This window comes from Variovorax sp. TLI9-5A (assembly GCF_056867935.1).
The window spans coordinates 553,318-579,156 of sequence record NZ_CP200310.1 but is presented as its reverse complement, the minus strand read 5'-3'; the positions used below and the strand labels follow the sequence as shown (position 1 = coordinate 579,156).

Here is a 25,839-nt window from a genome sequence, read left to right as displayed (position 1 = left end):
GTAGTTCTCACTCACTTGTTGTAGATGTAGTCGCGCGCAAAAGGGTACACCGATTGCGCGCCGCGCAGGACGCCGTGTTCGACCTTGCCATCGGGTTTGGTGGAGAGCATCTGGTGCAGCGAGATCCAGCCCTGCTCGAAGCTCATCGCCGAGCCCGCGAGGTACAGGCGGTAGGCGCGCAGCACGCGCTCTGCGTTCTCGGCCTGGCGCCCGCCGCTGCGCTGGAGCACTTCGCGCGCGGCGTCGAGCTGCGCTTCCAGGGCGTCCGACCAGGCCCAGAGCGTGCGCGCGTAGTGCGGACGCAGGCTTTCGGTGTCGACCATCTCCAGGCCGGCCGCGGCCGTCTCGCGCAGCACGTGCGTCACGTGCAGCAGCTCGCCGCCGGGGAAGATGTATTTCTCGATGAAATCGCCCATGCCTGCGCCGAGCTGGCGGTAGTTGAGCTCTCCGGAGGTGATGCCGTGGTTCATCACGAGGCCGCCGGGCTTCAGCAGCGAATGGATCTTGCGGAAGTAGGTCGGCATGTTGGCCGCGCCCACGTGCTCGAACATGCCGACGGAGGAGATCTTGTCGAAGGGCTTGTCGGTGGGCACTTCGCGGTAGTCGCGCAGCTCGACGCGCACGCGGCCCTGCAGGCCCTTTTCTTCGATCAAGCGCTGCACGTACGCATGCTGGTTCTTCGACAGCGTGATGCCGGTGGCGTCCACGCCGTAGTGCTCGGCCGCCCACAGCAGCAAGGCGCCCCAGCCGGAGCCGATGTCTAGGTAGCGCTCGCCGGGCTGCAGCATCAGTTTGCGGCAGATGTGGTCGAGCTTGGCTTCCTGCGCCTGCGCCAGCGTAAGGTCGGGCGTACGGAAGTAGGCGCATGAGTACACGCGGCGCGGGTCGAGCCACAGCGCGTAGAAGTCGTCGGAAACGTCGTAGTGGAACTCGATCTGCGCCGCGTCCTTGCGCAGCGAGTGCGAGCCGTGCGACTTGGCCCTGCGCTGCAGACGGCTCCACCAGCCGGTGTCGGTCTCGGCCGGGTTGCCGGGGAGCATGCCGACCGTGGCGTCGATCAGGTCGCGCATGGCGCCTTCGATCTGCACCTTGCCTTCGACGTATGCCTCGCCGATGGCTCCCACCTGCCGTGCAGCCAGCTTGGCGAGCACCGCCCATTCCTTGAAAGCCAGCGTGACGCGGGCTCCCGCCTGGGCAACGCGCCGGCCATCCGGCAGCTCAAGCGCGATGGGGACAGGCAGCGAAGCCAGCTGCGACTCGATCTTGGGTATCAAGTGTTGCATAGGGCCATGGTATTGATTTTTCCAAGCTTTTGCATGACTTCCCGTGTCGGCGCAAGCCGCGATCTGCGGCGGCTGCGGCCGGCACGAACCCGGATTGACAACAAATCGTTTATGCCTAAACTATTTAGCCATGAACAGCCTCAGCCCGACCCGATCCGCTCCCGCCTCGGATCTCCAACGCATCCTGTGCATCGGCGGCGGGCCGGCAGGCCTGTACTTCGCCCTGTTGATGAAGGCGCGCAACCCTTCGCTGCAGATCACCGTGGTGGAGCGCAACCGACCCTTCGACACCTTCGGCTGGGGCGTGGTGCTCAGCGATCAGACGCTCGCCAACCTGCGCGCGGCTGACGCCGACACCGCGGCGCTCATCGGCAACGAGTTCCACCACTGGGACGACATCCAGGTCTTCTTCAAGGGCCGCCAGGTGCGCTCCGGCGGCCACGGCTTCTGCGGCATCGGCCGCAAGCGTCTGCTCAACATCCTGCAGGAGCGCTGCCTCGCGCTCGGCGTCGAACTGGTGTTCGAGACCGACGTCTCCGACGACCAGGCAATCGCCGCGAAGTACAAGGCCGACCTGGTGATCGCCAGCGACGGCCTCAACAGCCGCATCCGCCAGCGCTATGCAGACGTGTTCAGGCCCGACATCGACCTGCGCAACTGCCGCTTCGTGTGGCTGGGCACGCACCAGACCTTCGACGCCTTCACCTTCGCCTTCGAGCAGACCGAGCACGGCTGGTTTCAGGCGCACGCCTACCAGTTCGACGACAAGACCTCGACCTTCATCGTCGAGACGCCCGAGGCCGTGTGGAAGGCCCACGGCCTCGACCAGATGGAGCAGCCCGAGGCCATCGCCTTCTGCGAGAAGCTCTTCGCTAAGTACCTCGGCGGCCACTCGCTGATCAGCAACGCCACGCACCTGCGCGGCTCGGCCAACTGGATCCGCTTTCCGCGCGTGGTGTGCGAGCGCTGGACGCACCGCATCGACATCGAAGGCCGCTCCGTGCCCGTGGTGCTGATGGGCGATGCGGCGCACACGGCGCACTTCTCCATCGGCTCGGGCACCAAGCTGGCGCTTGAAGACGCGATCGACCTGGCCAACGAGTTCGCGCAGGGCGGCACCGTGGACCACGTGCTCGAAGGCTACGAGGCACGCCGCAGCGTCGAGGTGCTGAAGATCCAGAACGCAGCGCGCAACTCCACCGAGTGGTTCGAGAACGTGCCGCGCTACACCGGCATGCAGATCGAGCAGTTCGCCTACTCGCTGCTCACACGCTCGCAGCGCATCAGCCACGAGAACCTGCGCCTGCGCGACACGCAATGGCTCAACGGCTACGAGCAGTGGCTCGCCGGCGGCAAGGCGCTGCCCCCGATGCTCATGCCCTACAAGGTGCGCGGGCTCACGCTGAAGAACCGCATCCTGGTGTCGCCGATGGCCACCTACAGCGCAGTCGACGGCGTGCCGCAAGACTTCCTGCTGGTGCACCTCGGCGCGCGCGCGCTCGGCGGCGCCGCGATGGTGTTCGTCGAAATGACCAGCCCGACGCCCGAAGGCCGCATCACCCCCGGCTGCACCGGCCTTTACAACAACGAGCAGCAGGCCGCCTTCAAGCGCATCGTCGACTTCGTGCACACGCAGTCGAGCGCCAAGATCGCCATGCAGCTCGGCCACAGCGGCCCCAAGGGCTCCACCCGCGTGGGCTGGGAGGGCACCGACGAACCGCTCGAAAGCGGCAACTGGCCGCTGCTGGCCGCGAGCGCGCTGCCCTACGGCGAACAGAACCAGCTGCCCGCTGCCATCACGCGCGCCGAGATGGACACGCTGCGCGACCAGTTCGTCGACTCGACGCGCCGCGCCGCCGAATGCGGCTTCGACTGGCTCGAGCTGCACTGCGCGCACGGATACCTGCTGTCGGCCTTCATCAGCCCGCTGACCAACCTGCGCACCGACGAGTACGGCGGCGACATCGAGGCGCGCTGCCGCTATCCGCTCGAAGTGTTCCGCGCCATGCGCGCCGCGTGGCCCGCCGACAGGCCGATGAGCGTGCGCATCTCGGCGCACGACTGGGCGCCAGGCGGCAACACCGACGCCGACGCCATCGTGGTGGCACGCCTCTTCAAGGAGGCCGGTGCCGACTTCATCGACGTGTCGTCGGGCCAGACCACGCGCGCCGCCAAGCCGGTGTACGGCCGCATGTACCAGACGCCGTTCTCGGACCGCATCCGCAACGAGGTCGGCATCTCGACCATCGCGGTGGGCGCGATCACCGACGCCGACCAGGCCAACAGCATCATCGCGGCCGGCCGCGCCGACCTGTGCGCCATCGCGCGCCCGCACCTGGCCGACCCGGCGTGGACGCTGCACGAAGCAGCCAAGCTGCAGAGCCGCGACGTCGAATGGCCCGTGCAGTACCTGAGCGGACGCGACCAGATGTACCGCGAGATCGCCAAGCAGCAACAGCTCGCGGCGGCCGCCAATGCAGCGATGGCCGCTCAGAACAGCGAGGAGACGCACTGACATGGACCTCGAAGCGCGCGCGCATGCCGAGCACCCCGAAGCCCTGCGGCTCTGGCTGCGGCTGCTCACCTGCACCCAGCTCATCGAAAAGCAGGTGCGCAACGAACTGCGCTCGCAGTTCGCGACAACGCTGCCGCGCTTCGATCTGATGTCCCAGCTCGAGCGCTCGCCCGAGGGCCTGAAGATGAACGAGCTCTCGCGCCGCATGATGGTGACCGGCGGCAACGTGACCGGCATCACCGACCAGCTCGTGGCCGAAGGGCTGGTGGAGCGCATCAACGTCGAGGGCGACCGCCGCGCCTGGCGCGTGCGCCTCACGCCGCGGGGCCGCAAGCTCTTCAACGAAATGGCGCAGCAGCACGAAGACTGGATCGTCGAGGCCTTCTCGGGCCTCAGCGCGAAGGAGATCGCGCAACTGCACAAGCTGCTCGGCAAGGTCAAGCAGCACTCGCACAACCAACTACTGATGGCGGAGACCGAATGAAGCACTACATCGGCGCGGGCAATCCCATGCGCGCGCAATTCGAACCCAAGGCGGCCTACAAGGCGGAGCACTTCGCATGGAGCTTCGAGGTCGGCGTGGGCACCATCACGCTGAACCGGCCGGATCGCAAGAACCCGCTGACCTTCGACTCGTACGGCGAGCTGCGCGACCTGTTCCGCGCGCTGGTCTACGCCACCGACGTGAAGACGATCGTCGTGACCGGCGCGGGCGGCAATTTCTGCTCCGGCGGCGACGTGCACGAGATCATCGGCCCGCTGACCGGCATGCGCATGCCCGAGCTGCTGGAGTTCACGCGCATGACGGGCGACCTGGTGAAGGCCATGCGCGCCTGCCCACAGCCCATCGTCGGCGCGATCGACGGCGTGTGCGCGGGTGCCGGCGCGATGATCGCGCTGGCCTGCGACCTGCGCTACGGCTCGCCTGCCACGCGCACCGCGTTCCTCTTCACGCGCGTGGGCCTCGCCGGTGCCGACATGGGCGCCTGCGCGCTGCTGCCGCGCGTGATCGGCCAGGGGCGCGCGTCGGAGCTGCTGTTCACCGGCCGCGCGATGACCGCGCAGGAGGGCCACGCCTGGGGCTTCTTCAACGCGCTGCACGAAAGCGAAGCGCTGCTCGAGGCCGCGACGAAGGTCGCACGCGACTTGGCCGAGGGCCCGACATTCGCGCACGGCATGACCAAGACGATGCTGTCGCAGGAATGGTCGATGACCATCGACCAGGCCATCGAGGCCGAAGCGCAGGCACAGGCCATCTGCATGCAGACCGAGGACTTCAAGCGCGCCTACGAGGCCTTCGCCGCCAAGCGCAAGCCGGTCTTCGGCGGGGACTGACGCGATGTTGACCAAGGCTCCCGCACCACCTTCGACGGCGCACCTCGCGCTGCCCTTCTTCGACGACGCACACCGCGCGCTGGCCGACGGCCTGCTGCCCTGGGCCGACGCGCAGCAGGTCGACGAGCACGACGACCGCGCGGCCTGCCGCGAATGGGTCCAGCGGCTCGGCGCCGGCGGCTGGCTGCGCTACTGCGTGCCTGGCAGTTCCGGCGGCGCATTGGAGCGGCTCGATTCGCGCGCCCTCGTGCTGCTGCGCGAAACGCTCGCCTACCACTCACCACTCGCCGACTTCGCCTTCGCGATGCAGGGCCTGGGCAGCGGATCGATCACACTGGCGGGCACGCCGCAGCAGCATGCCGACTACCTGACGGCCGTGGCCAAGGGCAACAAGATCGCAGCCTTCGCGCTCAGCGAGCCTGAAGCCGGCTCCGACGTCGGCGCGATGGCGATGCGCGCAGAAGCAACCGCCGACGGCTGGAAGCTCGACGGCGAGAAGACGTGGATCAGCAACGGCGGCATCGCCGACTTCTACTGCGTGTTCGCGAAGACCGACCCGGCGGGCGGCACGCGCGGCATCACTGCGTTCATCGTCGATGCGAAGACGCCAGGTCTCGACACTTCCGCGCACATCGACGTGATGGCACCGCACCCGCTGGCCACGCTGCGCTTCGAGAACTGCGTCGTGCCACGCACCGCACAGCTGGGTGAGCTCAACGGCGGCTTCAAGCTCGCGATGCGCACGCTCGACATCTTCCGCGCCTCGGTGGCGGCAGCCGCGCTCGGCATGGGCCGGCGCGCGCTGGCGGAAGCGATCGCCCATTCGAAGAAGCGCCGCATGTTCGGCCAGACGCTGGCGGACTTCCAGCTCACGCAGGCGAAGCTCGGCGAGATGGCCGCGCTGATCGACAGCGCCGCATTGCTCACCTACCGCGCCGCATGGATGCGCGACGACGCCGAGCGGCGCGGCGCACCTGCTGTGGGCGACGTGTCGGCCGCCGCGGCCATGGCCAAGATGTGCGCCACCGAGAACGCAAGCCGCGTGATCGACATGGCGCTGCAGATGCATGGCGGCCTCGGCGTGAAGGTTGGCACGAAGGTTGAAAGCCTCTACCGCGACATCCGCTCGCTGCGCATCTATGAAGGCGCGACGGAAGTCCAACAACTGATCATCGGCAAATCCGTTCTGCGGGGATAAACACCGTGTCTGCCCAAGTCGACCGCTTCGTTCACGACCGCCTGCCGCCTGCGGCGCAGTTGCCTGTCTTTCGCTACGACCTGCCCGAGCTTCGGCTGCCCGACCAGCTCAACCTGGTCGAGGAACTGCTCGACAAGGCTGCGGCGAAGGGCTTCGGCGACAAGCCGATGCTGCGCTCGCCGCGGGGCACGCTGACCTATGCGCAGGCGGCCGTCGAGGTCAACCGCATCGCGCAGGTGCTGGTCGAGGATCTCGGGCTGGTGCCGGGCAATCGTGTGCTGCTGCGCGGCGGCAATTCGGTGGCGATGGCGCTGGCGTGGCTGGCGGTGGTCAAGGCCGGGCTGATCGCCGTGGCGACGATGCCGCTGCTGCGCGCCAAGGAACTGGGCGACATCATCGAGAAGTCGCAGCCTGTGGCCGCGCTGTGCGACGGGCGGCTGCTCGACGAGCTGCTGATGGCGCAGCAGGCGCATCCGGTGCTTGCCACGGTGGTGGCGTTCAACAAGCCCGATGCGGAGGACTCGCTCTCGGCGCGCGCAGCGAAGAAGAGCGGCGTATTCAAGGCATGCCCCACGGCATCCGACGACATCGCGCTGCTGGCCTTCACCTCGGGCACAACCGGCAAGCCGAAGGCCCCCGTCACCACGCACCGCGACGTGCTCGCGATGTGCGAAACCTGGCCGCGCCATGTGCTGCGCGCGCGCAGCGACGACATCGTGGTGGGGTCGCCGCCGCTGGCCTTCACCTTCGGGCTCGGCGGGCTGCTGGTGTTTCCGATGTGGGCGGGGGCATCGGTCTATTTCCCCGATGCGCCTTTCACGCCCGAAGGGCTGGTGAAGCTCATCAACGAAGTCGGTGCGACCATCTGCTACACGGCGCCGACCTTCTATCGCCAGATGGCGACGTTCGTGAAGCAGCACGGCATGCCCAGCCTGCGCATCAGCGTGAGTGCGGGCGAGGCCTTGCCCGACGCCACGCGCCAGCTGTGGAAGGAAGCTTCCGGCCTCGAGATGCTCGATGGCATCGGCGGGACCGAGGTGTTCCACATCTACATCTCCGCTGCGGGCGACGACGTGCGCCGGGGAGCAGTCGGCAAGGCGGTGCCCGGCTTCACCGCGAAGGTGGTGGACGGGGAGGGCAACGAGGTGCCGCACGGCACGGTCGGCAAGCTCGCGCTGCAGGGGCCGGTGGGTTGCCGCTATCTCGACGATCCGCGCCAGGCCGACTATGTGAAGAACGGATGGAACTATCCGGGCGATTCGTTCGTGCAGGACGACGACGGCTATTTCTTCTATCAGGCGCGCGCGGACGACATGATCATCACGGCCGGCTACAACGTCGGCGGGCCCGAGGTAGAAGATGCGCTTCTCAAGCACCCCGCCGTGGCCGAGTGCGGCGTGATCGGCAAGCCCGATGCCGAGCGCGGCATGATCGTGAAGGCGTTCTGCGTTCTCAAGCCCGGCAACGAGGGCAACGCAGCCCTCGTGAAGGCGCTGCAGGACCATGTGAAGGCGACCATTGCGCCATTCAAATACCCAAGGGAGATCGAGTTCGTGCCGGTACTGCCGCGCACGGAAACCGGCAAGCTCCAACGATTCAGACTGAGACAACTCAACACGACATCATGATCAACAAACTCCTGCAGCCCGAAGGCTGGCTGCCTCCCAAAGGCTATGCGAACGGCGTGGCCGCTCGCGGAACGATGCTGTTCGTCGGCGGCCAGATCGGCTGGAATGCACAGCAGCAATTCGAGTCCGACGACTTCATCGACCAGTGCGGCCTGGCTCTGCGCAACATCGTCGAGGTGCTGCGCGCAGGTGGTGCGGGCCCAGAGCACATGGTGCGCATGACCTGGTACGTGACGGACCGCGACGAATACAGCCGCCGGCTGGGCGAGCTCGGGCCGGTCTATCGCGATGCGATGGGGCGCAACTTCCCGGCCATGACCTGCGTGCAGGTGGCGGCGCTGGTGGAGCACCGGGCCAAGGTTGAGATCGAGGTGACGGCGGTCATTCCGGACTGACCCGTTTCCTCGTCGCCCAAAATAAAAAATGCCCTCATTGCGAGGGCATTTCTTTTTTGCCACTCACCGGCAATTGATCGACAAAAAGATCGGCGAAGAAAAAGGCCCTTTGATTTCTCAAAGGGCCTTTTTAATTTGGTTGCGCGAGCAAGATTTGAACTTGCGACCTTTGGGTTATGAGCCCAACGAGCTACCAGGCTGCTCCATCGCGCGGCAGACTTAGATTATAGCTTATTCAGCGGCGTTTTGCTCGGCTGCGTCTTCTTTAATTTCAGGACGATCAACCAGTTCGACGAGCGCCATCGGGGCGTTGTCACCCACGCGGAAACCCATCTTCAGGATGCGGGTGTAGCCGCCCGGACGCGTTGCGAAACGCGGGCCGAGGTCGCCGAAGAGCTTCACGACGGCATCGCGGTTGCGCAGGCGGTCGAAGGCCAGGCGCTTGTTGGCGACGGTGGGCTTCTTGGCGAGCGTGATCATCGGCTCGATGACGCGGCGCAGTTCCTTGGCCTTGGGGACCGTGGTCTTGATGACTTCGTGCTCGATGAGCGAATTCATCATGTTCTGCAGCATCGCGAGGCGGTGCGAGCTGGTGCGGTTGAGTTTGCGGAGTCCGTGTCCGTGACGCATGGTGCTTTCCTTTACTTTATAAAAACAGGCAGCCGTGTCAGGTACTGCCCGGTGCACTGGCCCTTTTCAGGGGGCCTCTTCAAAAAATTCAAATCAACGCTTGTCGAGACCGGCCGGCGGCCAGCTTTCGAGCTTCATGCCCAAGGTCAGGCCGCGCGAGGCGAGCACTTCCTTGATTTCGTTGAGCGACTTGCGACCCAGGTTCGGGGTCTTGAGCAGCTCGTTCTCGGTGCGCTGGATCAGGTCACCGATGTAGTAGATGTTTTCGGCCTTCAGGCAGTTGGCCGAACGCACCGTCAGTTCGAGTTCGTCGACAGGGCGCAGCAGGATCGGATCGAACTGCTGTGCGCTGCGCGGAGCCGGAGCGTCGAACGCAGCGAGTTCGCCGCCTTCGAGCTGCGCGAACACGGCGAGCTGCTCGACCAGGATTTTAGCCGATGCGCGCACGGCGTCTTCGGCGGTGATCGCGCCGTTGGTCTCGATTTCGACCAGCAGCTTGTCGAGGTCGGTGCGCTGCTCGACGCGGGCGCTTTCGACCGTGTAGCTCACGCGCTTGACGGGCGAGAACGAGGCGTCGAGGACGATGCGGCCGATCGACTTGGTCGGCTCGTCCGCATAGCGGCGCATCGTGCCGGGCACGTAGCCGCGGCCCTTCTCGACCTTGATCTGCATGTCGAGCTTGCCGCCTTGCGACAGGTTGGCGATCACGTGGTCGGGGTTGATGATCTCGACGTCGTGCGGGGTCTGGATGTCTGACGCCAGGACCGGGCCTTCGCCGTCCTTGCGCAGGCTCAGCGTGACTTCGTCGCGGTTGTGGAGCTTGAACACCACGCCCTTGAGATTCAGCAGGATGTTGACGACATCTTCCTGCACGCCGTCGATCGACGAGTACTCATGCAGAACGCCAGCGATCGTGACTTCGGTGGCCGAGTAGCCCACCATGGACGACAGCAGAACGCGACGCAGCGCGTTGCCGAGCGTGTGGCCGTAGCCGCGCTCGAAAGGCTCGAGCGTCACCTTGGCCTTGTTGGCGGCAAGTTGCTCGACCTGGATGGTCTTGGGTTTCAGCAGGGTGGTTTGCATGCAGACTTCCTCTCAATACCCCCGGCTCGTTACACCGGTAAGGCTGGTGAAGCACCTGAGCCGCGACGGAGCGCGGAACAGGAACGTGAACAACAAAAACAATCTCCCGCCGGCGCGTGTAAGCGCAGGTGGGTAGAAAAAATCAACGCGAATACAGTTCGACGATCAGCGATTCGTTGATGTCGGCTGCGAATTCGTCGCGATCGGGCACCTTCTTGAACGTGCCTTCGGCCTTGTCGGCATTCACGTCGACCCATGCCGGAATACCGACCTGCTGGGCGAGTTGCAGAGCTTCGACAACGCGGGTCTGCTTCTTCGACTTGTCGCGCACGGCGATCACGTCGCCGGTCTTGACCAGGTACGACGGGATGTTGACCGACTGACCGTTCACCGTGATCGCCTTGTGCGACACGAGTTGGCGCGCTTCGGCGCGGGTCGAGCCGAAGCCCATGCGATAGACGACGTTGTCCAGGCGCGATTCGAGGATGAACAGCAGGTTGGCGCCAGTGTTGCCACGGCGGCGGTCGGCTTCCTCGAAGTAGCGGCGGAATTGCTTCTCGAGCACGCCGTACATGCGCTTGACCTTCTGCTTCTCGCGCAGCTGCAGGCCGTAGTCGGAGGTGCGCTGACCCGAGGTGCGACCGTGCTGGCCGGGCTTGGAGTCGAACTTGGCCTTGTCCTGGATCGAACGGCGGGCGCTCTTCAGGAACAGGTCGGTGCCTTCACGGCGGGAAAGTTTGGCCTTGGGGCCGAGGTAACGTGCCACGATTTTTCCTTTGTGTCATCTGCCGCAGTTGCCTGCGGGAGCCATCGGCGGAATGCTGATGGCGGTGGGCTTAGTTAAAAAACAAATGCGCAGCCGCTATTCAAAGCCGGCTGCGCCTTGCTGACTGACGATCAGATGCGGCGACGCTTCTGGGGACGGCAGCCGTTGTGCGGAACGGGCGTCACGTCGGCGATCGAGTTGATCCGGATGCCGAGCGCAGCCAGTGCGCGCACCGACGATTCGCGACCGGGGCCGGGGCCCTTGATCTCGACGTCGAGGTTCTTGATGCCTTGTTCGACAGCAGCACGGCCGGCCACTTCGGAAGCCACCTGCGCAGCGAACGGCGTCGACTTGCGCGAGCCCTTGAAGCCCTGGCCACCCGACGAAGCCCACGACAGGGCGTTGCCCTGGCGATCGGTGATCGTGATGATGGTGTTGTTGAACGAAGCGTGCACGTGAGCGATACCGTCCGCGACGTTCTTGCGAACCTTCTTGCGAACGCGCTGTGCGGCGTTGTTTGCAGGTGCTTTAGCCATGCTGTTCTATCCTTATTTCTTCAGGGACTGCGCAGCCTTGCGCGGACCCTTGCGGGTGCGGGCGTTGGTGCGCGTGCGCTGGCCGCGCATCGGCAGGCCGCGACGGTGACGGAAGCCGCGGTAGCAGCCGATGTCCATCAGGCGCTTGATGTTCATCGTCGTTTCGCGACGCAGGTCGCCTTCGATCGTGAACAGCGCGATCTGGTCGCGGATCTTCTCGAGATCGGCGTCGGTCAGATCCTTGATCTTCTTCGAATACTCGATGCCGCTCGCTTCGCAGATCTGACGGGCGCGGGTGCGACCGATGCCGAAGATGGCGGTCAGGCCGATTTCAGCGTGCTTGTGCGGCGGGATGTTGATGCCAGCAATACGTGCCATGTGCGTCCTCTAATACTCTTCAATCAACCCTGGCGCTGCTTGTGGCGCGGGTCGGTGCAGATCACGCGCACCACACCCTTGCGGCGGATGACCTTGCAATTACGGCAAATGGTTTTGACCGAAGCCGAAACTCTCATTTCACTCTCCTAAAACTGTTTAACGTGGCGGTCTACCGCCCGGACTCAATACTGAAACACAGCCCTACGATGTCTTGAAGTTCGCCTTCTTCAGCAGCGATTCGTACTGCTGGGACATCATGTAGTTTTGCACCTGGGCCATGAAGTCCATCGTGACGACCACGATGATCAGCAGGGAGGTACCACCGAAGTAGAACGGCACGTTGTACTTCAGGATCAGGAACTCTGGCAGCAGGCAGACGAAGGTGATGTACACCGCGCCAGCCAACGTCAGGCGAACCAGAATCTTGTCGATGTAGCGAGCGGTCTGGTCACCCGGGCGAATGCCAGGAATGAATGCACCACTCTTCTTCAGGTTGTCGGCCGTTTCCTTGCTGTTGAACACGAGCGCCGTGTAGAAGAAGCAGAAGAAAACGATGGCAGCGGCATACAGCAACACGTAGATCGGCTCGCCGGGGCGCAGAGCGCTGGCAACGTCCTTGATCCAGCGGAAACCGCCGTCGCCGGTGCTGAACCAGCCGACCACCGTTGCCGGCAGCAGGATGATCGACGAGGCGAAGATCGGCGGGATCACGCCGGCCATGTTCAGCTTCAGCGGCAGGTGCGACGACTGGCCGCCATACACCTTGTTGCCGACCTGGCGCCGCGCATAGTTCACGAGGATCTTGCGCTGACCGCGTTCGACGAACACCACGAAGTAGGTGACCAGCACCACCACGGCGACGATGAAGAGCGCGACGATCACGTTCATGGCGCCGGTACGCACCAGCTCCAGCAGGCCACCGATGGCGTTGGGCAGACCGGCCGCGATACCCGCGAAGATCAGGATCGAGATGCCGTTGCCGAGGCCGCGTTCGGTGATCTGCTCGCCGAGCCACATCAGGAACATCGAACCAGCCGTCAGGCTCACCATGGCGGTCAGGCGGAAGCCGAAACCGGGCGAGATGACCAAGCCAGCCGACGACTCGAGCGCGACCGCGATGCTGAACGACTGGAACAGGGCCAGGCCCAGCGCGCCATAGCGCGTGTACTGCGTGATCTTGCGGCGGCCGGCCTCGCCTTCCTTCTTCAATTGCTCGAAGGTCGGAAGCACGTAGGTCATCAGCTGCATGATGATCGACGCCGAGATGTACGGCATGATCCCCAACGCGAACACGGTGAAGCGCGACAGCGCTCCGCCCGAGAACATGTTGAACAGGCTCAGAATGCCGCCCTGCTGGCCCTGGAACAACGCCGCCAGCTGGTCCGGGTTGATACCCGGCACAGGGATGTGCGCGCCAATCCGGTAGACCACGAGCGCGAGCAGCAAAAAGACGAGCCGACGACGGAGGTCGCCGAACTTGCCTGTTTTTGCGATCGTTGCCGCGTTAGTTGCCACGAAGAACTTCTTTCAGTCCGATGATGATCAGGCGATGCTGCCGCCGGCCGCTTCGATGGCAGCCTTGGCGCCAGCCGTTGCGCCCACGCCCGTCAGCTTGACGGCCTTGGTGAGCTCACCGGTCTTCACGACCTTGACGACCTTGGCGAGCTGACCCACGAGGCCGGCTTGCTTCAGCGCCAGGATGTCCACTTCGGCCAGGCCGAGCTGCTCGAGAGCGGTCAGCGTGACTTCGGCGTTGAACTTCAGCAGGTGCGACTTGAAGCCACGCTTCGGCAGGCGACGCTGCAGCGGCATTTGACCGCCTTCGAAGCCGACCTTGTGGAAACCGCCTGCGCGCGACTTCTGGCCCTTGTGGCCGCGACCCGAGGTCTTGCCCAGGCCGGAACCGATACCGCGGCCGACACGGCGCTTGGCGTGCTTGGCGCCATCCGCCGGCTTGATGCCATTGAGTTCCATATCAGTCTCTCTTACAGAACTTTGACCAGATAACTGATCTTGTTGATCATGCCGCGCACTGCGGGCGTGTCTTGCAGCTCGCTCACGCTGTTGAGCTTGCGCAGGCCGAGGCCACGCACGGTCGCGCGATGCGATTCCTTGGTGCCGATCGGGCTCTTGACCAGCTGCACCTTGAGGGTTTGTTGTTGCGTCATTTGAATGCTTCCTTGAGGCTTGCGATGGCCTGCGCTCAGGCGAAGATTTCTTCGACGGTCAGGCCGCGCTTGGCAGCCACTTCGCTGGCGGTCGTCGAGTTCTTCAACCCGTCGAGCGTGGCGCGAACCATGTTGTAGGGGTTCGACGAACCATGGCTCTTGGCCACGATGTCGGTGATACCCATCACTTCGAACACGGCGCGCATCGGGCCGCCGGCGATGATGCCGGTACCCTTGGGAGCCGGGTACATCACGACCGTCGAAGCGCCATGGTGGCCTTGCACCTGGTGGTGCAGCGTGCCGTTCTTGATCGAAACCTTCAGCAGGTTGCGACGCGCTTCTTCCATTGCCTTCTGCACTGCAGCGGGCACTTCCTTCGACTTGCCCTTGCCCATGCCGACGCGGCCATCGCCGTCACCGACCACGGTCAGTGCTGCGAAACCGAGGATACGACCACCCTTCACCACCTTGGTGACGCGGTTGATCGCGATCATCTTCTCGCGCAAACCGTCCTCGGGGCCTTCGTTCTGCGCTCTTGCCTGAATCTTTGCCATTTTGAATCTCGTGTCCGTTTAGAACTGCAGGCCGGCTTCGCGGGCGGCTTCGGCCAGCGCCTTGACGCGGCCGTGGTACGCGAAACCTGCGCGGTCGAAAGCGACCTTCTCGATGCCGGCAGCCTTCGCCTTTTCAGCGATGCGCTTGCCGACGGCGGTGGCTGCGGCGGCATTGCCGCCCTTGCCCGAACCGCCGAGCGAGGTACGCACTTCGGCTTCTGCCGTCGATGCGGTTGCAATCACCTTGGCGCCGTCGCCGGAGATGACGGTGGCGTAGATGTGCAGGTTGGTGCGGTTCACCGTCAGACGGGCCACACCCTGCGTCGCGATGCGGATGCGGGTCTGGCGCGAACGGCGGAGACGCTGTGCTTTTTTGGTCAACATCATTTTGCTGCCCCTTACTTCTTCTTGGTCTCTTTGATCACGATCTTCTCGTCCGCATAGCGGATGCCCTTGCCCTTGTAGGGCTCTGGCGGACGAACGGCACGGATCTCAGCGGCCACCTGGCCGACGCGCTGGCGGTCGGCACCCTTGATCACGACTTCGGTCGGGGTGGGCGTCGCCACCGTGATGCCTTGCGGCATGTCGATGTTGACGGGGTGCGAGTAGCCGACCTGGAGGTTCAGCTTGGCGCCCTGGGCGGCGGCCTTGTAGCCCACGCCGACCAAGCTGAGCTTCTTCTCGAAGCCCTTGGTCACACCGACCACCATGTTGTTCACGAGCTGGCGAACCGTGCCGCTCATCGCGTTGGCTTCACGCGAATCGTTGGCGGGTTCGAAGCTCAGCTTGCCGTCCTTGCTGACGACGTTGACCAGTGCGTTGCGCGCGAGGTTGAGCGTGCCGCCCGCACCCTTGACGCTGATCTGGTCTTCCTTGATCGACACATCCACGCCTGCGGGGATGGCGACCGGCGATTTTCCTACTCGGGACATTTCAGTTACTCCTCGATGTCTCGGTTAGGCGACGTAGCACAGGACTTCGCCGCCGACACCGGAGGCGCGAGCCTTGCGGTCGGTCATCACGCCCTTGGGGGTCGTGACGATGGCGACGCCGAGGCCGTTCTGGACTTGCGGAATGGAAGCGCTGGCCTTGTAGACACGCAGGCCGGGGCGGCTCACACGCTCGATGCGCTCGATGACCGGACGGCCAGCGTAGTACTTCAGCGAGATTTCCAGTTCGCTCTTGCCGGCTTCGGTCTTGACCTGGAAGCCGTCGATGTAGCCCTCGTCCTTCAGGACTTGTGCGATCGCGATCTTCACCTTGGAAGACGGGACCGACACGGTGGGCTTCGCCACCATCTGCGCGTTGCGGATACGCGTCAGCAGGTCGGCAATGGGATCACTCATGCTCATGTTGTTTGCTCCTGCCTGGCTTACCAGCTGGCCTTGGTGACACCGGGGATGTCGCCGTTGAAAGCCAGTTCGCGGATCTTGGCGCGGGCCAGACCGAATTGACGGAAGGTGCCACGGGGACGACCGGTGATTTCGCAACGGTTGCGCTGGCGCGTGGGGTTCGCGTTGCGCGGCAGCTTCTGCAGCGCCAGGCGAGCAGCAGCGCGCTCTTCCTCGGTCTTCTTCAGGTCGTTGGAAGCCGCCTTCAGTTCGGCGTGCTTCGCTGCGAACTTGGCAACCAGCTTGTCGCGCTTGAGTTCGCGCTGGATCAAAGATGCTTTAGCCACAGGTCACCTCAGTTCTTGAACGGGAAACGGAAGCCAGCGAGAAGCGCCTTGGCTTCTTCGTCGGTCTTGGCCGTCGTCGTGATGCTGATATTGAGACCGCGCAGGGCATCGACCTTGTCGTACTCGATCTCGGGGAAAATGATCTGTTCCTTGACGCCGATGTTGTAGTTGCCACGGCCATCGAAAGCACGACCGGAGATACCACGGAAGTCGCGAACGCGCGGCAGCGCGATGGTCACGAAGCGATCCAGGAATTCGTACATGTGCACGCCACGCAGCGTGACCATGCAGCCGATCGGCTGGTTTTCGCGGATCTTGAAGCCGGCGATGGCCTTCTTCGACTTGGTGACCACGGGCTTCTGGCCGGCGATCTTGGTCAGGTCGGCGACTGCGTTGTCGAGAACCTTCTTGTCGGCGACTGCTTCACCCACACCCATGTTGAGCGTGATCTTGGTGAGGCGCGGAACCTGCATCGGCGACGTGTAGCCGAACTTTTCCGTCAGGTCTTTCGCGATCTTTTCGCGATAGTGTTGTTGGAGACGTGCCATGTGAGTACCTCTTAGGCGAACTTGATTTCTTCGCCGCTCGACTTGAACACGCGAACAGCCACGCGCTTGCCGTCAGCATCCTGCGAGACCTTGACGCCCACGCGATCGGCCTTGCCGGTCGCGGCGTTGAAGATCGCCACGTTGGATTGGTGAATCGGCATGGCCTTCTCGACGATGCCACCGGTCGTACCCTTGAGCGGGTTCGGCTTGGTGTGCTTCTTGACGAGGTTGATGCCTTCGACGACCACATGCGAGTCGTCCTTGCGCAGCGAGACGGTGCCCCGCTTGCCCTTGTCGCGGCCGGCCAACACGATGACCTGGTCGCCCTTGCGAATCTTGTTCATGGCGTTGTGTCCTTAGAGAACTTCGGGTGCCAGCGACACGATCTTCATGAACTTCTCGGTGCGCAGTTCGCGCGTGACCGGTCCGAAGATGCGGGTGCCGATGGGCTCCAGCTTGGCGTTGAGCAACACTGCTGCGTTGCCGTCGAACTTGACGAGCGAACCGTCGGCGCGACGGATGCCCTTGGCGGTGCGGACCACCACTGCGCTGTAGATCTCGCCCTTCTTGACGCGACCACGCGGAGCGGCTTCCTTGATGCTGACCTTGATGACGTCGCCCACGCTGGCATAACGCCGCTTGGAGCCACCGAGCACCTTGATACACAGGACGGATTTCGCGCCCGTGTTGTCGGCCACTTCGAGCCGGGATTCAGTTTGGATCATTTCTTGATATTCCCAACTTGTACCGATGTGCATCCAGGAGGGAGGCAAATCAGTCAGTCTTGGGCCCGTCGTCCATGCCCCGAACCACTCGGGACACTTTCGCTTTGGGCTGAAAGCTCCGCCTTTTGAAAGCGAAGCCCGCGATTGTTGCACGCGAGAAGCCGGAAGTCAACAACCCTGATTGCCGTCAAGCACTGCCACTAGACTTCGGGGCGTGCGAATGCCCGAAAACCCCATTCTTTCGACCTCGTCGATGCAGCGCCGGCGCCTGCTGCTGGCCGGTGGGGCCGGCCTGGCGGGACTGGCGGGACTGGCACTGGCCGGCTGCAAGGGCGGCGCGACGCCGAAGCCGGACCCCGGCCGGCTGCGCCTCGTCGCCGAGGCACGCTGGCCGCACCGCCTTCATATAGAAGGAACCACGGCCGGAGGCCTCTCGGGCATCGACTACGACCTGATCCGAGGTGAGTACCTGCTCATCAGCGACGACCGGTCAGACCTGGCACCAGTGCGTTACTACACCGCGCGCTGGCCCTCCCCGCAGGCCGCGCCGCCGGAGCCGACCGGCGCGGTGCAGCTGCAACGTCCCGGCGGCGGCCCCTGGCCCAACCGGCGCAACGCGGTCGACAGCCTCCCGGTGCCCGACCCTGAAGCCCTCCGGCTACGCCCCGCCACCAACACCCTGCTCTGGACCAGCGAAGGCGACGTCGCCCGCGGCTTCGGTCCCGCGCTGTACGAATCGGCCCGCGACGGCCGCTTCCTGCGCGAATTCCGGACGCCGGCGATGTTCCAGGCCGACCCGGCCAAACGCCGCGGCCCACGCGACAACCTGACTTTCGAGGGCGTCAGCCTCACGCCCGATGGCCGATTCGCCTGGCTGGGAATGGAAAACGCCCTGATCCAGGACGGCCCCGAGCCCACCACCAGCGCCCCCGGCGGCCCCTGCCGCTTCACCCGCATCGACCTCGAGACCGGCCAGGCCGACCGCCAGATCGCCTATATCCCCGACGCCATCCCGCTGCGCCCGCTGATCCCCGGCAGCTACGCCGACAACGGCGTGAGCGAGATCCTGATGCTCGATGCCGACCGCATGCTGGTGCTGGAGCGCGCCTACGCCACCGGCGCCGGCAATTCGCTGCGCCTGTACGAGATCGACACCCGCGCCGCCAGCGACGTGCTCGCGGTCGATGCGCTGGCGCCCGGCAACCACCGGCCGGCGGCCAAGACGCTGGTGGCCGATTTCGCCGCGCTGGGCCTCTCCCGGCTTGACAACACCGAAGGCATGTGCTGGGGCCCGCCCCTGCCGGGCGGCAAGCGCATGCTGGTGGTCGTGAGCGACGACAATTTCAATCCCCTTCAAATCACCCAGTTCGCCGCCTTCGAATACGCCGACCGACCATGACCATCGCCGTGACCTTCCTGCCCCGCACCGGCCCCGCGCCGCTGCCCCCCGTCGCCTTCATCGGGGGCGGCAACATGGCCAGCGCCATCATCGGCGGCCTGATCCAGCAAGGCACCCCGGCGGATGCCTTCGAGGTGGTCGAGCCCTTCGAGGAAGCCCGCACGAAGCTGGCCCAGTCCTTCGGCATCGTCGCCAAGGCCGAGGCGGGCGAGGCTCTTTCGCGCTGCGGCGTGGTGGTGTGGGCGGTCAAGCCGCAGACCTTCGCCGAAGCCGCCAAGCCGGTGCGCGCCTTTGCCGCCGATGCCCTGCACCTGAGCGTGGCCGCGGGCATTCCGTCCGACAGCATCGCGCGCTGGCTCGGCACCGAGCGCGTGGTGCGCGCCATGCCCAACACACCCGCGCTGGTGGGCAAGGGCATGACCGGCCTGTACGCCAGGCCCGGCGTCGAGGGCACCGACCGCTCCCTGGTCGGCCAGCTGCTGGCGCCCACCGGCGAACTGCTCTGGGTCGACGCAGAACCGGCGCTAGACGCCGTCACCGCCATGTCGGGCTCCGGTCCGGCCTACGTGTTCTATTTCATCGAAGCGATGACCGAGGCCGGCGTGGAGATGGGCCTCTCGCCCGAACAGGCCCAGCGGCTGGCCATCGGCACCTTCACCGGCGCCTCGTCGCTGGCGCACAGCGCGACCGAGCCGCCCTCGGTGCTGCGCGAGCGCGTGACCTCCAAGGGCGGCACGACCTACGCGGCCATCACCTCGCTGCAGGCGGCGGATGTGAAGTCGCAGTTCAAGACCGCGATCCGTGCGGCACAGAAGCGCGCCGCCGAACTGGGCGAAGAATTCGGCCGCGGCTGACCGGGGCAGCGGTCAGGGCTCAGTCCGCGGCCAGCGCGCGCGGGCCCAGCAGGAACAGCCACTCGGCGGCCAGCGTGACGGTGCCGTCTTCCAGCTCCAGCCAGACCTCTTCCTTCAGCAGGAAGCTGTCGCCTGCCTTGGGCCTCACGTCGGCGATGCGCACCCGCGCCCGGAAGCGCGCCCCCACCGGCATCGGCCGCACGAAGCGCAGGCGATCGAAGCCGTAGTTGAGGGCGTGGTTCGAGTCGAAGGGCAGCAGCGTGCGCATGGCCTCGCCGGTCAGCCGGATCAAGTGCGACACCTGGAAGAAGCCCTGCACGATGGTGCCGCCGTAGCCGGCCTCGCGCGCCGCCCGCTCGGGGTCGAGGTGGATCCACTCGCCTTCGCCGTCGCCCGAGAGCTCCGAGTAGCGGTCGACCATCTCCTGCGTGATGCGATGCCAGCCCGAGTGGCCCTCCTGGCCGATCGTGAGCTTCAGCCGCTGCAGCAGTGCGTCGGACATCATGTTCAGTTCAACGCAGCGCATAGCCGGCCACGACGCCGGCGAACACGGTGAAGCCGAGCCAGTGGTTCAGGCGGAAGGCCTTGAAGCAGCCTTCGCGCGTGCGGTCGTGGATCAGTTGCCAGTGCCACAGCGCCTGCGCCGCGGCCACCGCGATGCCGACGTAGAACAGCACGCCCAGCGAACGGCTGGCACCTGCCCAGGTCCAGACCGCAAGGAAGATCGCGTAGCTCACCATCACCGCCGCAACGTCGAAGCGGCCGAAGGTGATGGCCGATGTCTTCATGCCGATCTTCAGGTCGTCGTCGCGGTCGACCATCGCGTATTCGGTGTCGTAGGCCAGCACCCAGAACAGGTTGCCTGCGAGCAGCGCCGCCGCGAAGAGCGGCACGGTCGACTGCACCGCCGCGAAGGCCATCGGAATGCCGAAGCTGAAGGCGATGCCCAGCACCGCCTGCGGCACCGAGACAAAACGCTTGGCGAAGGGGTAGATCAGCGTGATGGCCAGTGCCGCGAACGACCACAGCACCGTCGTGCGGTTGGTCGTGAGCACCAGCCCGAAGGACACCAGCGCCAGCACCACGCCCAGCCCCAGCGCTTCCTTGACCGACAGCTCGCCGCTGGTCACGGGCCGCTGCGCCGTGCGCTTGACGTGGCGGTCGAAGTCGCGGTCGGCCACGTCGTTGACGCAGCAGCCGGCGCTGCGCATCAGGAAGGTGCCGAGCGTGAACACGATCAGCAGGTGCCAGCCCGGCCAGCCGCCCGCCGCGAACCACAGCGCGCCCAGCGTGGGCCACAGCAACAGCAGCCAGCCCGCCGGGCGGTTCCAGCGGATCAGGTCGAGATACAACGCAAAACGCCCGCGGCGAACCGCGGGCGCGATGACGGGAGGAGCGGAATCAGTCTTCAAGGAGGGAACGCAGCATCCAGGCCGTCTGATCGTGCACCGTGCAGCGCGCGGTCAGCATGTCGGCCGTCGGGTCGTCGCCGGCTTCTTCGGCGACAGGAATGAATTCGCGCGCGATGCGCGACACGGTCTCGTGGCCCTTTACCAGGATGCGCACCATCTCCATCGCCTTGGGCGGGTTCTGCGGCACGTCGGGCACGGTGGCGATCTTGCTGAACTCGGCATACGAGCCCGGCGCGTAGTGGCCCAGTGCGCGGATGCGCTCGGCCAGCACGTCGGTCGCGCCCCACAGCTCGGTGTACTGGCCCATGAACATGGCGTGCAGCGAGTTGAAGTGCGGGCCCGTCACGTTCCAGTGGAAGTTGTGCGTGGTGAGGTACAGCGTGTAGGTGTCGGCCAGCACGCGGCTCAGGCCTTCGGCGATGGCGGCGCGATCCTGGCGCTCGATGCCGATGTTGATGATGGGCGCGTTGCGGCTGCCCGACTCCTGCGCGACCTGCTTGCCGCCCTTCTTGGGCACCTTGCCGGCGGAAGCTGCGGACGACGATTTCTTAGAGTCTTTGGCCATGGCGGGAGATCCTTTTCTTCAGTCGAGTTCTTGGAAGGGGTGTTCGCTTCGATTCTGGAAGCCGGCGCGCGGCTTCGCAACAGCGCCACTCTATCTCAGCGATCAACGATTCAAAACAGCAGCCGCGTAGGCCAAGTTCTCGAATTGCGGCCTGCTACGAAAGGCGCTTCACGCCCGGCAGCTCGCACGCGTAGATCGCGTTGCGCAGCGCGGCGATGGCCTCGTAGCGCGTGAAGGTGCGCCGCCATGCGAGCACCACGCGGCGCGTGGGCGGATCGCGGTCCTGCGCGTCGCGCACCGGCAGGTAGCGCACCATCTGCTCGGGCTCCTTGCGGCCCTTCACCTTGGGCTTGAGCGCATCGGCCGGCACCGACAGGCGCGGCACCAGCGTCACGCCCATGCCCGAGGCCACCATGTGCTTGATGGTCTCGAGCGAAGAGCCCTCGAAGCTCTTGCGGATGCCCTCGGCGTTGCTCGAGAAGCGCGCGAACTCGGGGCACACCTCCAGCACGTGGTCGCGGAAGCAATGGCCGGTGCCCAGCAGCAGCATGGTCTCGCTCTGCAGTTCTTCGGACGTGATCGATTCGCGGTCGGCGAACTTGTGCTTGTTGGGCAGCGCCGCCATGAAGGGCTCGTCGTACAGCGGCGCCATCGCGAGGCCGGTGTCGGGAAAGGGCTCGGCCATGATGGCGCAGTCGATCTCGCCCGCGCGCAGCATCTCCAGCAGCTTGACCGTGAAGTTCTCCTGCAGCACCAGCGGCATCTGCGGCGTGCGCGCGATCACCTGGCGCACGAGGTCGGGCAGCAGGTACGGCCCGATGGTGTAGATCACGCCCAGGTTCAGCGGACCGGCCAGCGGATCCTTGCCGCGCTTGGCGATCTCCTTGATGCTGGCCGCCTGGTCGAGCACGCTCTGGGCCTGCTGCACGATCTGCTCGCCCAGCGGCGTGACGGTCACTTCGCCGGCACTGCGCTCGAAGAGCTTGACTTCGAGCTCGTCCTCGAGCTTCTTGATGGCAACAGAGAGGGTCGGCTGCGAAACGTAGCAGGCCTCGGCCGCCTTGCCGAAGTGCCTTTCGCGGGCCACTGCGACGATGTATTTGAGTTCGGTGAGAGTCATAGCTTGCGTCAATTATGCGCAAGGGTGTGTCACGAGGATGGCCTGGGGTCTTCAGGACCGCGGCCTCGCCCCGGTCAAGGCCCCGCGGCCTGCGCCGCAGGCATCCCATGCGCCCCGGCCCGCAGGCGCCGGCCCCGCGCAATGCCCGGCTTCTCGACCAGCCGGTAGCTGGCCACCGAGGCCGCCACCAGCAGCAGCGCGCAGGCGGTGCCCACCAGCCAGTACTGCATCGCCCCGGCCATCGCGAACTCCCTCACCGGCCGCAGCCCGAACACCAGGGTCAGCACCAGCCCCTGCAGCAGGTAGATGCTGTAGCTCACCGTGCTCATGCGCCGGGCCGCGCGCGTGGCCAGCAGGCCGAAGAGGGTGCTGCCGGTGCACACCAGGTGAAAGAACACCCAGAGCAGCAGCACCTGCACCGGCCCGACCATGTGCTCGAAGCCCAGGAACACGCCACCGAGGCAGGCCAGCGCGAGCGCCGAAGCCGTCCGCTGCGCCAACTGCAGCCTCCGGCCTTGACGCACCAGCCACGCCGACAGCATGCCCAAAAGGAACGAAGCCAGCACCCAGGCCAGCGCACCGATCACCAGCGCGAGCGTCGGCCGCGAGGGCGTGGCGCCCGGCGACAGCGCCGCGAAGACCAGCAGGGGCAGGCACAGCAGCAGCATGAGGCCGAACACGAACCGGGGCGTGCGATCGCCGCGCGCGAGCGGCGCCATAGGCCGCAGCGCCCCGTAGAACAGCCACTCGACGAAAACCGTCCACGTCACGCCCGCCAGGATCAGCGTGGTGCCGGCGTAGCCGTTGATGTCCGGCTGCAGCGGCCAGATGCCGAGGGCCAGCCACTGCAGCATCGCGCCGAGCACGGACCACGCCGGCTCCCTGAGCTCGAAGCCGGTACGCCACGCGACGACAAGGAACATCAGGCCCACCGCCAGCAGGTAGGTCGGCCCGATGCGCCAGAGCCGGCCGGCATACAGGCTGCGCCAGTCCGGCCGCCCTTTCGCGTCGAGCAGCTTCCCCCAGAACAGGAAGCCGGTGATCATGAAGAAGACGCCCACGCCCGCCTGCCCGAGCAGCGTGTGGAAGCCCGATGGCGGAAAGGTCCACTCGCCGCGCCCGATATGGCCGTGGGTCACCATCAGGTGGTGCACGAAGACGCTCAGCGCGAGAAAGCCGCGCAGCCCGTCGAGCGTGGCGGTGCGGTGGTCGCGTGAACCGGGCTGCGGCTCGTCGGCCGCACGGAACACCGGCAGCGCCATCGCGCCGAGCACCACCGGCACGAGCACGAAATACGGCCAGACGGAAAAGACGCTCATCGCCGGCGCGGCCTGCCTTGCTGCTGCGGTTTTTCCTGCCGCCCTTCAGCCGACGCGGCCCGCGCCTTCCGCTCACCAGGCGCAACGCTCACCTCACCCGCAGCGGACGAGCGCAGGCGCGACGCATACGCCCATGCAGCGCCGCGCCGGTGCAGCGCGAACACCCTCATGCACCAGCGGCGTCGAGAAGATCCTTGGCCGCGAGCGACCGCGGGCGCATGTCGGTCCAGTTCGCCTCGATGTAGGCGCCGCAGGCGGCCCTGTCGGTGGCGGGCAGCGCCACTTTCCAGCCGGCGGGCACGTCGATGAAGGCGGGCCACAGCGAGTGCTGGCCTTCGTCGTTCACCAGCACCTGGAAGGTGCCGTTCTTGTCGTCAAACGGGTTGCTCATCGTCTGTTTCCTTGCGGGTTCTTCAATCGGGCTCGTCAGGCCATTGCCAGGGATTCGGGAGCGGCGGCTTCGCGCAGCGCTTCGAGGGTGGCCGAAATCTCGGTCAGCGCGTGATGCCGCGCGAAGTCGTCGCGCAGCACGCCCGCGCGCTGGCGGTAGGCGGGCTCCTTCAGCAGCCTGCGCACCGCGTCGCCGATCTGGCGCGCGGCGGGCTGCCCGTTGCCCAGGTTGATGCCCGCCCCCGACCAGGCCACGCGCGCGGCGATCTCGGGCTTCTCCTCGGTGGCGCCGGCCACCACCAGCGGCACGCCGAGGCTCAGCGCGTGGTTGACCGAGCCGTAGCCGCCGTTGGTCACCATCGCATGGACCTTGGGCAGCAGCCGGTCGTAGGGCAGGAAGGGCAGCACGCGCGCATTCGCGGGCACCGCCATGTTCAGCGCTTCCGGCTGCGGGCCGCCGGTGGTCGCGATGACCTGGATGTCGCCCGCGCCGGCCAGCGCCTGCAGCGTCGGGCCGATCAGCTGCGCCGGGTTCTGGTTGGCCAGCGTGCCCTGCGTCACCAGCACCACGGCGCGGCCGTCGTCCAGCTCGTGCCACCACTCGGGCGGCACGAAGTCGCGGCTGGCCGGCGCGAGCAGCGGGCCGACGAAGCGCACCGAAGCCGGCAGGTCGCTGCGCGGGTACTCGAAGGATTCGGAGGTGAGCTGCAGGTACAGGTCCGGCAGCTTCACCATCGCGTCGATGAAGAACTCGGGCAGTGCCGGCAGGCCCGCGCAGGTCAGCAGCGCATCGAAGTAGCGCTGCACTTCGCCGAACATCGCTTGCTTGAGATTGGTGTTCATCGCCCGGTTGCGCACGCGCCCCTCCGGCGTGGACGAGGGCGGCAGCGCGGTGCCGAAGAAGGCGGTGTCGCAGCTCGACAGCGGCAGCGCCGAGATGCCGATGGCCACCACCGCCGGGCGCTGCTCGCGCGGCCCCAGCAGGAGCGGGAAGGTGCCGCAGAACATGGTGTCGACCACGATCGCGTCGGCCGCGAACTCGCGCAGGATCGCCCCCAGCCCGGCACGCTGCGCCGCCATGGCGTCGGCGAAGAAATGCTTCAGCCCGAAGCACAGCTGCGCATGCGCGGAAGGCAGCCGCTGGCGCTGCGGAAAGCGCTGGTCGAGCTCGCGGTGATCGAAGTCGATGGAGGCATCGAAGGGCGTGAAGCCCGCGCCGGTGGCCTCGGCCTGCGCGCGGAAGCGGCTCGCCGTGTGCACCCGCACCTCGTGCCCCAGGCCCACCAGATGCTGGGCGATGGCCAGCATCGGCAGCACGTGTCCTGGCAGCGCGGTCGCCGCGATGAGGTAGCGCGCCATC

Annotated in this window: 33 protein-coding genes and 1 tRNA gene; 8 read left to right on the top strand and 26 right to left on the bottom strand. The window is 65.9% G+C overall.

The genetic code is table 11. The features are described 5' to 3' along the window. Positions 1 to 11: 11 nt before the first annotated feature. A complete protein-coding gene (locus AC1VNX_RS02805) occupies positions 12 to 1,283 on the bottom strand; it encodes a class I SAM-dependent methyltransferase (RefSeq protein ID WP_483155365.1) in 1,272 nt (423 codons plus the stop codon). A 130-nt stretch (positions 1,284 to 1,413) separates the two neighbouring features. Here AC1VNX_RS02805 and AC1VNX_RS02800 point away from each other — a divergent pair, with 130 nt between their 5' ends. The 6 genes from AC1VNX_RS02800 to AC1VNX_RS02775 are packed head-to-tail and all read left to right on the top strand — an operon-like array spanning position 1,414 to position 8,354. Then, a complete protein-coding gene (locus AC1VNX_RS02800) occupies positions 1,414 to 3,798 on the top strand; it encodes a bifunctional salicylyl-CoA 5-hydroxylase/oxidoreductase (RefSeq protein WP_483155364.1) in 2,385 nt (794 codons plus the stop codon). A 1-nt stretch (position 3,799) separates the two neighbouring features. Next, a complete protein-coding gene (locus tag AC1VNX_RS02795) occupies positions 3,800 to 4,282 on the top strand; it encodes a MarR family winged helix-turn-helix transcriptional regulator (RefSeq protein WP_483155363.1) in 483 nt (160 codons plus the stop codon). After that, positions 4,279 to 5,133, top strand: coding sequence for an enoyl-CoA hydratase family protein (locus AC1VNX_RS02790; RefSeq protein ID WP_483155362.1), 855 nt, complete (start codon positions 4,279 to 4,281; stop codon positions 5,131 to 5,133). Before AC1VNX_RS02795 ends, AC1VNX_RS02790 begins: the two co-directional genes overlap by 4 nt. 4 nt (positions 5,134 to 5,137) lie before the next feature. Next, positions 5,138 to 6,331: an acyl-CoA dehydrogenase family protein gene (locus tag AC1VNX_RS02785; protein WP_483155361.1), complete on the top strand. Its 1,194-nt coding sequence runs from the start codon at positions 5,138 to 5,140 to the stop codon at positions 6,329 to 6,331. A gap of 5 nt (positions 6,332 to 6,336) precedes the next feature. Further along, complete coding sequence (locus AC1VNX_RS02780; protein WP_483155360.1) at positions 6,337 to 7,959, top strand: AMP-binding protein; 1,623 nt, start codon at positions 6,337 to 6,339, stop codon at positions 7,957 to 7,959. Next, a complete protein-coding gene (locus tag AC1VNX_RS02775; RefSeq protein WP_301505593.1) occupies positions 7,956 to 8,354 on the top strand; it encodes a RidA family protein in 399 nt (132 codons plus the stop codon). The genes AC1VNX_RS02780 and AC1VNX_RS02775 overlap by 4 nt, the downstream gene beginning before the upstream one ends. A gap of 136 nt (positions 8,355 to 8,490) precedes the next feature. Here the strand turns inward: AC1VNX_RS02775 and AC1VNX_RS02770 are convergent. The 18 genes from AC1VNX_RS02770 to rplN all read right to left on the bottom strand — a co-directional run bounded on the left by AC1VNX_RS02770 (position 8,491) and on the right by rplN (position 17,420). Next, positions 8,491 to 8,567 (bottom strand) — tRNA-Met (locus AC1VNX_RS02770). A gap of 18 nt (positions 8,568 to 8,585) precedes the next feature. After that, positions 8,586 to 8,984, bottom strand: a complete 399-nt coding sequence (gene rplQ, locus AC1VNX_RS02765) for a 50S ribosomal protein L17 (protein ID WP_126021204.1) — start codon at positions 8,982 to 8,984, stop codon at positions 8,586 to 8,588. Between the two features lie 93 nt (positions 8,985 to 9,077). Then, positions 9,078 to 10,067 carry a DNA-directed RNA polymerase subunit alpha gene (locus AC1VNX_RS02760; protein ID WP_483155359.1) on the bottom strand — a complete coding sequence of 330 codons (990 nt, stop codon included), beginning with the start codon at positions 10,065 to 10,067 and terminating at the stop codon, positions 9,078 to 9,080. 142 nt (positions 10,068 to 10,209) lie between these two features. After that, positions 10,210 to 10,833: a 30S ribosomal protein S4 gene (gene rpsD / locus AC1VNX_RS02755; RefSeq protein WP_093196104.1), complete on the bottom strand. Its 624-nt coding sequence runs from the start codon at positions 10,831 to 10,833 to the stop codon at positions 10,210 to 10,212. A 131-nt stretch (positions 10,834 to 10,964) separates the two neighbouring features. Next, a complete protein-coding gene (rpsK, locus tag AC1VNX_RS02750; protein WP_009124825.1) occupies positions 10,965 to 11,369 on the bottom strand; it encodes a 30S ribosomal protein S11 in 405 nt (134 codons plus the stop codon). A 12-nt stretch (positions 11,370 to 11,381) separates the two neighbouring features. After that, entirely contained in the window at positions 11,382 to 11,747 is a 366-nt protein-coding gene (gene rpsM, locus AC1VNX_RS02745; RefSeq protein WP_013544105.1) for a 30S ribosomal protein S13, read from the bottom strand. Between the two features lie 23 nt (positions 11,748 to 11,770). Further along, positions 11,771 to 11,884 carry a 50S ribosomal protein L36 gene (gene rpmJ, locus AC1VNX_RS02740; protein ID WP_013544106.1) on the bottom strand — a complete coding sequence of 38 codons (114 nt, stop codon included), beginning with the start codon at positions 11,882 to 11,884 and terminating at the stop codon, positions 11,771 to 11,773. Between the two features lie 64 nt (positions 11,885 to 11,948). Beyond that, complete coding sequence (secY, locus tag AC1VNX_RS02735) at positions 11,949 to 13,262, bottom strand: preprotein translocase subunit SecY (protein ID WP_432728307.1); 1,314 nt, start codon at positions 13,260 to 13,262, stop codon at positions 11,949 to 11,951. A 27-nt stretch (positions 13,263 to 13,289) separates the two neighbouring features. Beyond that, entirely contained in the window at positions 13,290 to 13,721 is a 432-nt protein-coding gene (gene rplO, locus AC1VNX_RS02730) for a 50S ribosomal protein L15 (RefSeq protein ID WP_019653975.1), read from the bottom strand. A gap of 11 nt (positions 13,722 to 13,732) precedes the next feature. Next, positions 13,733 to 13,915, bottom strand: a complete 183-nt coding sequence (rpmD, locus tag AC1VNX_RS02725; protein ID WP_019653974.1) for a 50S ribosomal protein L30 — start codon at positions 13,913 to 13,915, stop codon at positions 13,733 to 13,735. A 35-nt stretch (positions 13,916 to 13,950) separates the two neighbouring features. Next, entirely contained in the window at positions 13,951 to 14,469 is a 519-nt protein-coding gene (gene rpsE, locus AC1VNX_RS02720; RefSeq protein ID WP_125950502.1) for a 30S ribosomal protein S5, read from the bottom strand. Between the two features lie 18 nt (positions 14,470 to 14,487). Beyond that, on the bottom strand, positions 14,488 to 14,853 hold the full coding sequence (gene rplR, locus AC1VNX_RS02715) for a 50S ribosomal protein L18 (RefSeq protein WP_026346312.1): 366 nt from the start codon (positions 14,851 to 14,853) through the stop codon (positions 14,488 to 14,490). A gap of 14 nt (positions 14,854 to 14,867) precedes the next feature. Further along, on the bottom strand, positions 14,868 to 15,401 hold the full coding sequence (rplF, locus tag AC1VNX_RS02710; RefSeq protein WP_483155358.1) for a 50S ribosomal protein L6: 534 nt from the start codon (positions 15,399 to 15,401) through the stop codon (positions 14,868 to 14,870). Between the two features lie 24 nt (positions 15,402 to 15,425). Further along, the gene (rpsH, locus tag AC1VNX_RS02705; protein WP_081267428.1) at positions 15,426 to 15,821 is read right to left on the bottom strand and encodes a 30S ribosomal protein S8; all 396 of its coding nucleotides are present in this window, start codon (positions 15,819 to 15,821) and stop codon (positions 15,426 to 15,428) included. Positions 15,822 to 15,841: 20 nt separating this feature from the next. After that, the gene (gene rpsN, locus AC1VNX_RS02700) at positions 15,842 to 16,147 is read right to left on the bottom strand and encodes a 30S ribosomal protein S14 (RefSeq protein WP_019653969.1); all 306 of its coding nucleotides are present in this window, start codon (positions 16,145 to 16,147) and stop codon (positions 15,842 to 15,844) included. An 8-nt stretch (positions 16,148 to 16,155) separates the two neighbouring features. After that, positions 16,156 to 16,695, bottom strand: a complete 540-nt coding sequence (gene rplE / locus AC1VNX_RS02695) for a 50S ribosomal protein L5 (protein ID WP_093196100.1) — start codon at positions 16,693 to 16,695, stop codon at positions 16,156 to 16,158. Positions 16,696 to 16,706: 11 nt separating this feature from the next. Then, positions 16,707 to 17,039 (bottom strand): 50S ribosomal protein L24, encoded by a 333-nt coding sequence (gene rplX, locus AC1VNX_RS02690; protein WP_483155357.1) that lies wholly within the window; start codon positions 17,037 to 17,039, stop codon positions 16,707 to 16,709. 12 nt (positions 17,040 to 17,051) lie between these two features. Next, a complete protein-coding gene (rplN, locus tag AC1VNX_RS02685) occupies positions 17,052 to 17,420 on the bottom strand; it encodes a 50S ribosomal protein L14 (RefSeq protein ID WP_009124801.1) in 369 nt (122 codons plus the stop codon). Between the two features lie 220 nt (positions 17,421 to 17,640). Between rplN and AC1VNX_RS02680 the strand changes: the two genes are divergently transcribed. Beyond that, positions 17,641 to 18,819 (top strand): esterase-like activity of phytase family protein, encoded by a 1,179-nt coding sequence (locus tag AC1VNX_RS02680; RefSeq protein WP_483161864.1) that lies wholly within the window; start codon positions 17,641 to 17,643, stop codon positions 18,817 to 18,819. After that, positions 18,816 to 19,673, top strand: a complete 858-nt coding sequence (proC, locus tag AC1VNX_RS02675) for a pyrroline-5-carboxylate reductase (RefSeq protein WP_483155356.1) — start codon at positions 18,816 to 18,818, stop codon at positions 19,671 to 19,673. The genes AC1VNX_RS02680 and proC overlap by 4 nt, the downstream gene beginning before the upstream one ends. Positions 19,674 to 19,692: 19 nt before the next feature. Here proC and AC1VNX_RS02670 read toward each other — a convergent pair whose 3' ends face one another. The 7 genes from AC1VNX_RS02670 to AC1VNX_RS02640 form a co-directional block, all read right to left on the bottom strand. Continuing rightward, a complete protein-coding gene (locus tag AC1VNX_RS02670; RefSeq protein ID WP_483155355.1) occupies positions 19,693 to 20,178 on the bottom strand; it encodes a MaoC/PaaZ C-terminal domain-containing protein in 486 nt (161 codons plus the stop codon). Between the two features lie 7 nt (positions 20,179 to 20,185). Then, positions 20,186 to 21,085 carry a 4-hydroxybenzoate octaprenyltransferase gene (gene ubiA / locus AC1VNX_RS02665; RefSeq protein ID WP_483155354.1) on the bottom strand — a complete coding sequence of 300 codons (900 nt, stop codon included), beginning with the start codon at positions 21,083 to 21,085 and terminating at the stop codon, positions 20,186 to 20,188. After that, complete coding sequence (locus AC1VNX_RS02660) at positions 21,075 to 21,650, bottom strand: Dps family protein (protein ID WP_432728314.1); 576 nt, start codon at positions 21,648 to 21,650, stop codon at positions 21,075 to 21,077. The genes ubiA and AC1VNX_RS02660 overlap by 11 nt, the downstream gene beginning before the upstream one ends. A gap of 154 nt (positions 21,651 to 21,804) precedes the next feature. Further along, entirely contained in the window at positions 21,805 to 22,770 is a 966-nt protein-coding gene (locus AC1VNX_RS02655; protein ID WP_339088009.1) for a LysR substrate-binding domain-containing protein, read from the bottom strand. A gap of 74 nt (positions 22,771 to 22,844) precedes the next feature. Next, entirely contained in the window at positions 22,845 to 24,089 is a 1,245-nt protein-coding gene (locus tag AC1VNX_RS02650) for an acyltransferase family protein (RefSeq protein WP_483155353.1), read from the bottom strand. Between the two features lie 166 nt (positions 24,090 to 24,255). After that, a complete protein-coding gene (locus AC1VNX_RS02645; RefSeq protein WP_301505573.1) occupies positions 24,256 to 24,480 on the bottom strand; it encodes an MbtH family protein in 225 nt (74 codons plus the stop codon). A 35-nt stretch (positions 24,481 to 24,515) separates the two neighbouring features. Further along, a complete protein-coding gene (locus tag AC1VNX_RS02640) occupies positions 24,516 to 25,838 on the bottom strand; it encodes a glycosyltransferase (protein ID WP_483155352.1) in 1,323 nt (440 codons plus the stop codon). Position 25,839 lies beyond the last annotated feature (1 nt).

What these genes read in the sequence shown, in the direction of transcription:
- AC1VNX_RS02805 (WP_483155365.1), bottom strand. Translation starts at nt 1,283, where the DNA reads ATGCAACACTTGATACCCAAGATCGAGTCGCAGCTGGCTTCGCTGCCT.
- AC1VNX_RS02800 (WP_483155364.1), top strand. Translation starts at nt 1,414, where the DNA reads ATGAACAGCCTCAGCCCGACCCGATCCGCTCCCGCCTCGGATCTCCAA.
- AC1VNX_RS02795 (WP_483155363.1), top strand. Translation starts at nt 3,800, where the DNA reads ATGGACCTCGAAGCGCGCGCGCATGCCGAGCACCCCGAAGCCCTGCGG.
- AC1VNX_RS02790 (WP_483155362.1), top strand. Translation starts at nt 4,279, where the DNA reads ATGAAGCACTACATCGGCGCGGGCAATCCCATGCGCGCGCAATTCGAA.
- AC1VNX_RS02785 (WP_483155361.1), top strand. Translation starts at nt 5,138, where the DNA reads ATGTTGACCAAGGCTCCCGCACCACCTTCGACGGCGCACCTCGCGCTG.
- AC1VNX_RS02775 (WP_301505593.1), top strand. Translation starts at nt 7,956, where the DNA reads ATGATCAACAAACTCCTGCAGCCCGAAGGCTGGCTGCCTCCCAAAGGC.
- rplQ (WP_126021204.1), bottom strand. Translation starts at nt 8,984, where the DNA reads ATGCGTCACGGACACGGACTCCGCAAACTCAACCGCACCAGCTCGCAC.
- AC1VNX_RS02760 (WP_483155359.1), bottom strand. Translation starts at nt 10,067, where the DNA reads ATGCAAACCACCCTGCTGAAACCCAAGACCATCCAGGTCGAGCAACTT.
- rpsK (WP_009124825.1), bottom strand. Translation starts at nt 11,369, where the DNA reads ATGGCTAAAGCACCTGCAAACAACGCCGCACAGCGCGTTCGCAAGAAG.
- rpsM (WP_013544105.1), bottom strand. Translation starts at nt 11,747, where the DNA reads ATGGCACGTATTGCTGGCATCAACATCCCGCCGCACAAGCACGCTGAA.
- rpmJ (WP_013544106.1), bottom strand. Translation starts at nt 11,884, where the DNA reads ATGAGAGTTTCGGCTTCGGTCAAAACCATTTGCCGTAATTGCAAGGTC.
- rplO (WP_019653975.1), bottom strand. Translation starts at nt 13,721, where the DNA reads ATGGAACTCAATGGCATCAAGCCGGCGGATGGCGCCAAGCACGCCAAG.
- rpmD (WP_019653974.1), bottom strand. Translation starts at nt 13,915, where the DNA reads ATGACGCAACAACAAACCCTCAAGGTGCAGCTGGTCAAGAGCCCGATC.
- rpsE (WP_125950502.1), bottom strand. Translation starts at nt 14,469, where the DNA reads ATGGCAAAGATTCAGGCAAGAGCGCAGAACGAAGGCCCCGAGGACGGT.
- rplR (WP_026346312.1), bottom strand. Translation starts at nt 14,853, where the DNA reads ATGTTGACCAAAAAAGCACAGCGTCTCCGCCGTTCGCGCCAGACCCGC.
- rplF (WP_483155358.1), bottom strand. Translation starts at nt 15,401, where the DNA reads ATGTCCCGAGTAGGAAAATCGCCGGTCGCCATCCCCGCAGGCGTGGAT.
- rpsH (WP_081267428.1), bottom strand. Translation starts at nt 15,821, where the DNA reads ATGAGCATGAGTGATCCCATTGCCGACCTGCTGACGCGTATCCGCAAC.
- rplE (WP_093196100.1), bottom strand. Translation starts at nt 16,695, where the DNA reads ATGGCACGTCTCCAACAACACTATCGCGAAAAGATCGCGAAAGACCTG.
- rplX (WP_483155357.1), bottom strand. Translation starts at nt 17,039, where the DNA reads ATGAACAAGATTCGCAAGGGCGACCAGGTCATCGTGTTGGCCGGCCGC.
- rplN (WP_009124801.1), bottom strand. Translation starts at nt 17,420, where the DNA reads ATGATCCAAACTGAATCCCGGCTCGAAGTGGCCGACAACACGGGCGCG.
- AC1VNX_RS02680 (WP_483161864.1), top strand. Translation starts at nt 17,641, where the DNA reads ATGCCCGAAAACCCCATTCTTTCGACCTCGTCGATGCAGCGCCGGCGC.
- proC (WP_483155356.1), top strand. Translation starts at nt 18,816, where the DNA reads ATGACCATCGCCGTGACCTTCCTGCCCCGCACCGGCCCCGCGCCGCTG.
- AC1VNX_RS02670 (WP_483155355.1), bottom strand. Translation starts at nt 20,178, where the DNA reads ATGATGTCCGACGCACTGCTGCAGCGGCTGAAGCTCACGATCGGCCAG.
- AC1VNX_RS02660 (WP_432728314.1), bottom strand. Translation starts at nt 21,650, where the DNA reads ATGGCCAAAGACTCTAAGAAATCGTCGTCCGCAGCTTCCGCCGGCAAG.
- AC1VNX_RS02655 (WP_339088009.1), bottom strand. Translation starts at nt 22,770, where the DNA reads ATGACTCTCACCGAACTCAAATACATCGTCGCAGTGGCCCGCGAAAGG.
- AC1VNX_RS02650 (WP_483155353.1), bottom strand. Translation starts at nt 24,089, where the DNA reads ATGAGCGTCTTTTCCGTCTGGCCGTATTTCGTGCTCGTGCCGGTGGTG.
- AC1VNX_RS02645 (WP_301505573.1), bottom strand. Translation starts at nt 24,480, where the DNA reads ATGAGCAACCCGTTTGACGACAAGAACGGCACCTTCCAGGTGCTGGTG.
- AC1VNX_RS02640 (WP_483155352.1), bottom strand. Translation starts at nt 25,838, where the DNA reads ATGGCGCGCTACCTCATCGCGGCGACCGCGCTGCCAGGACACGTGCTG.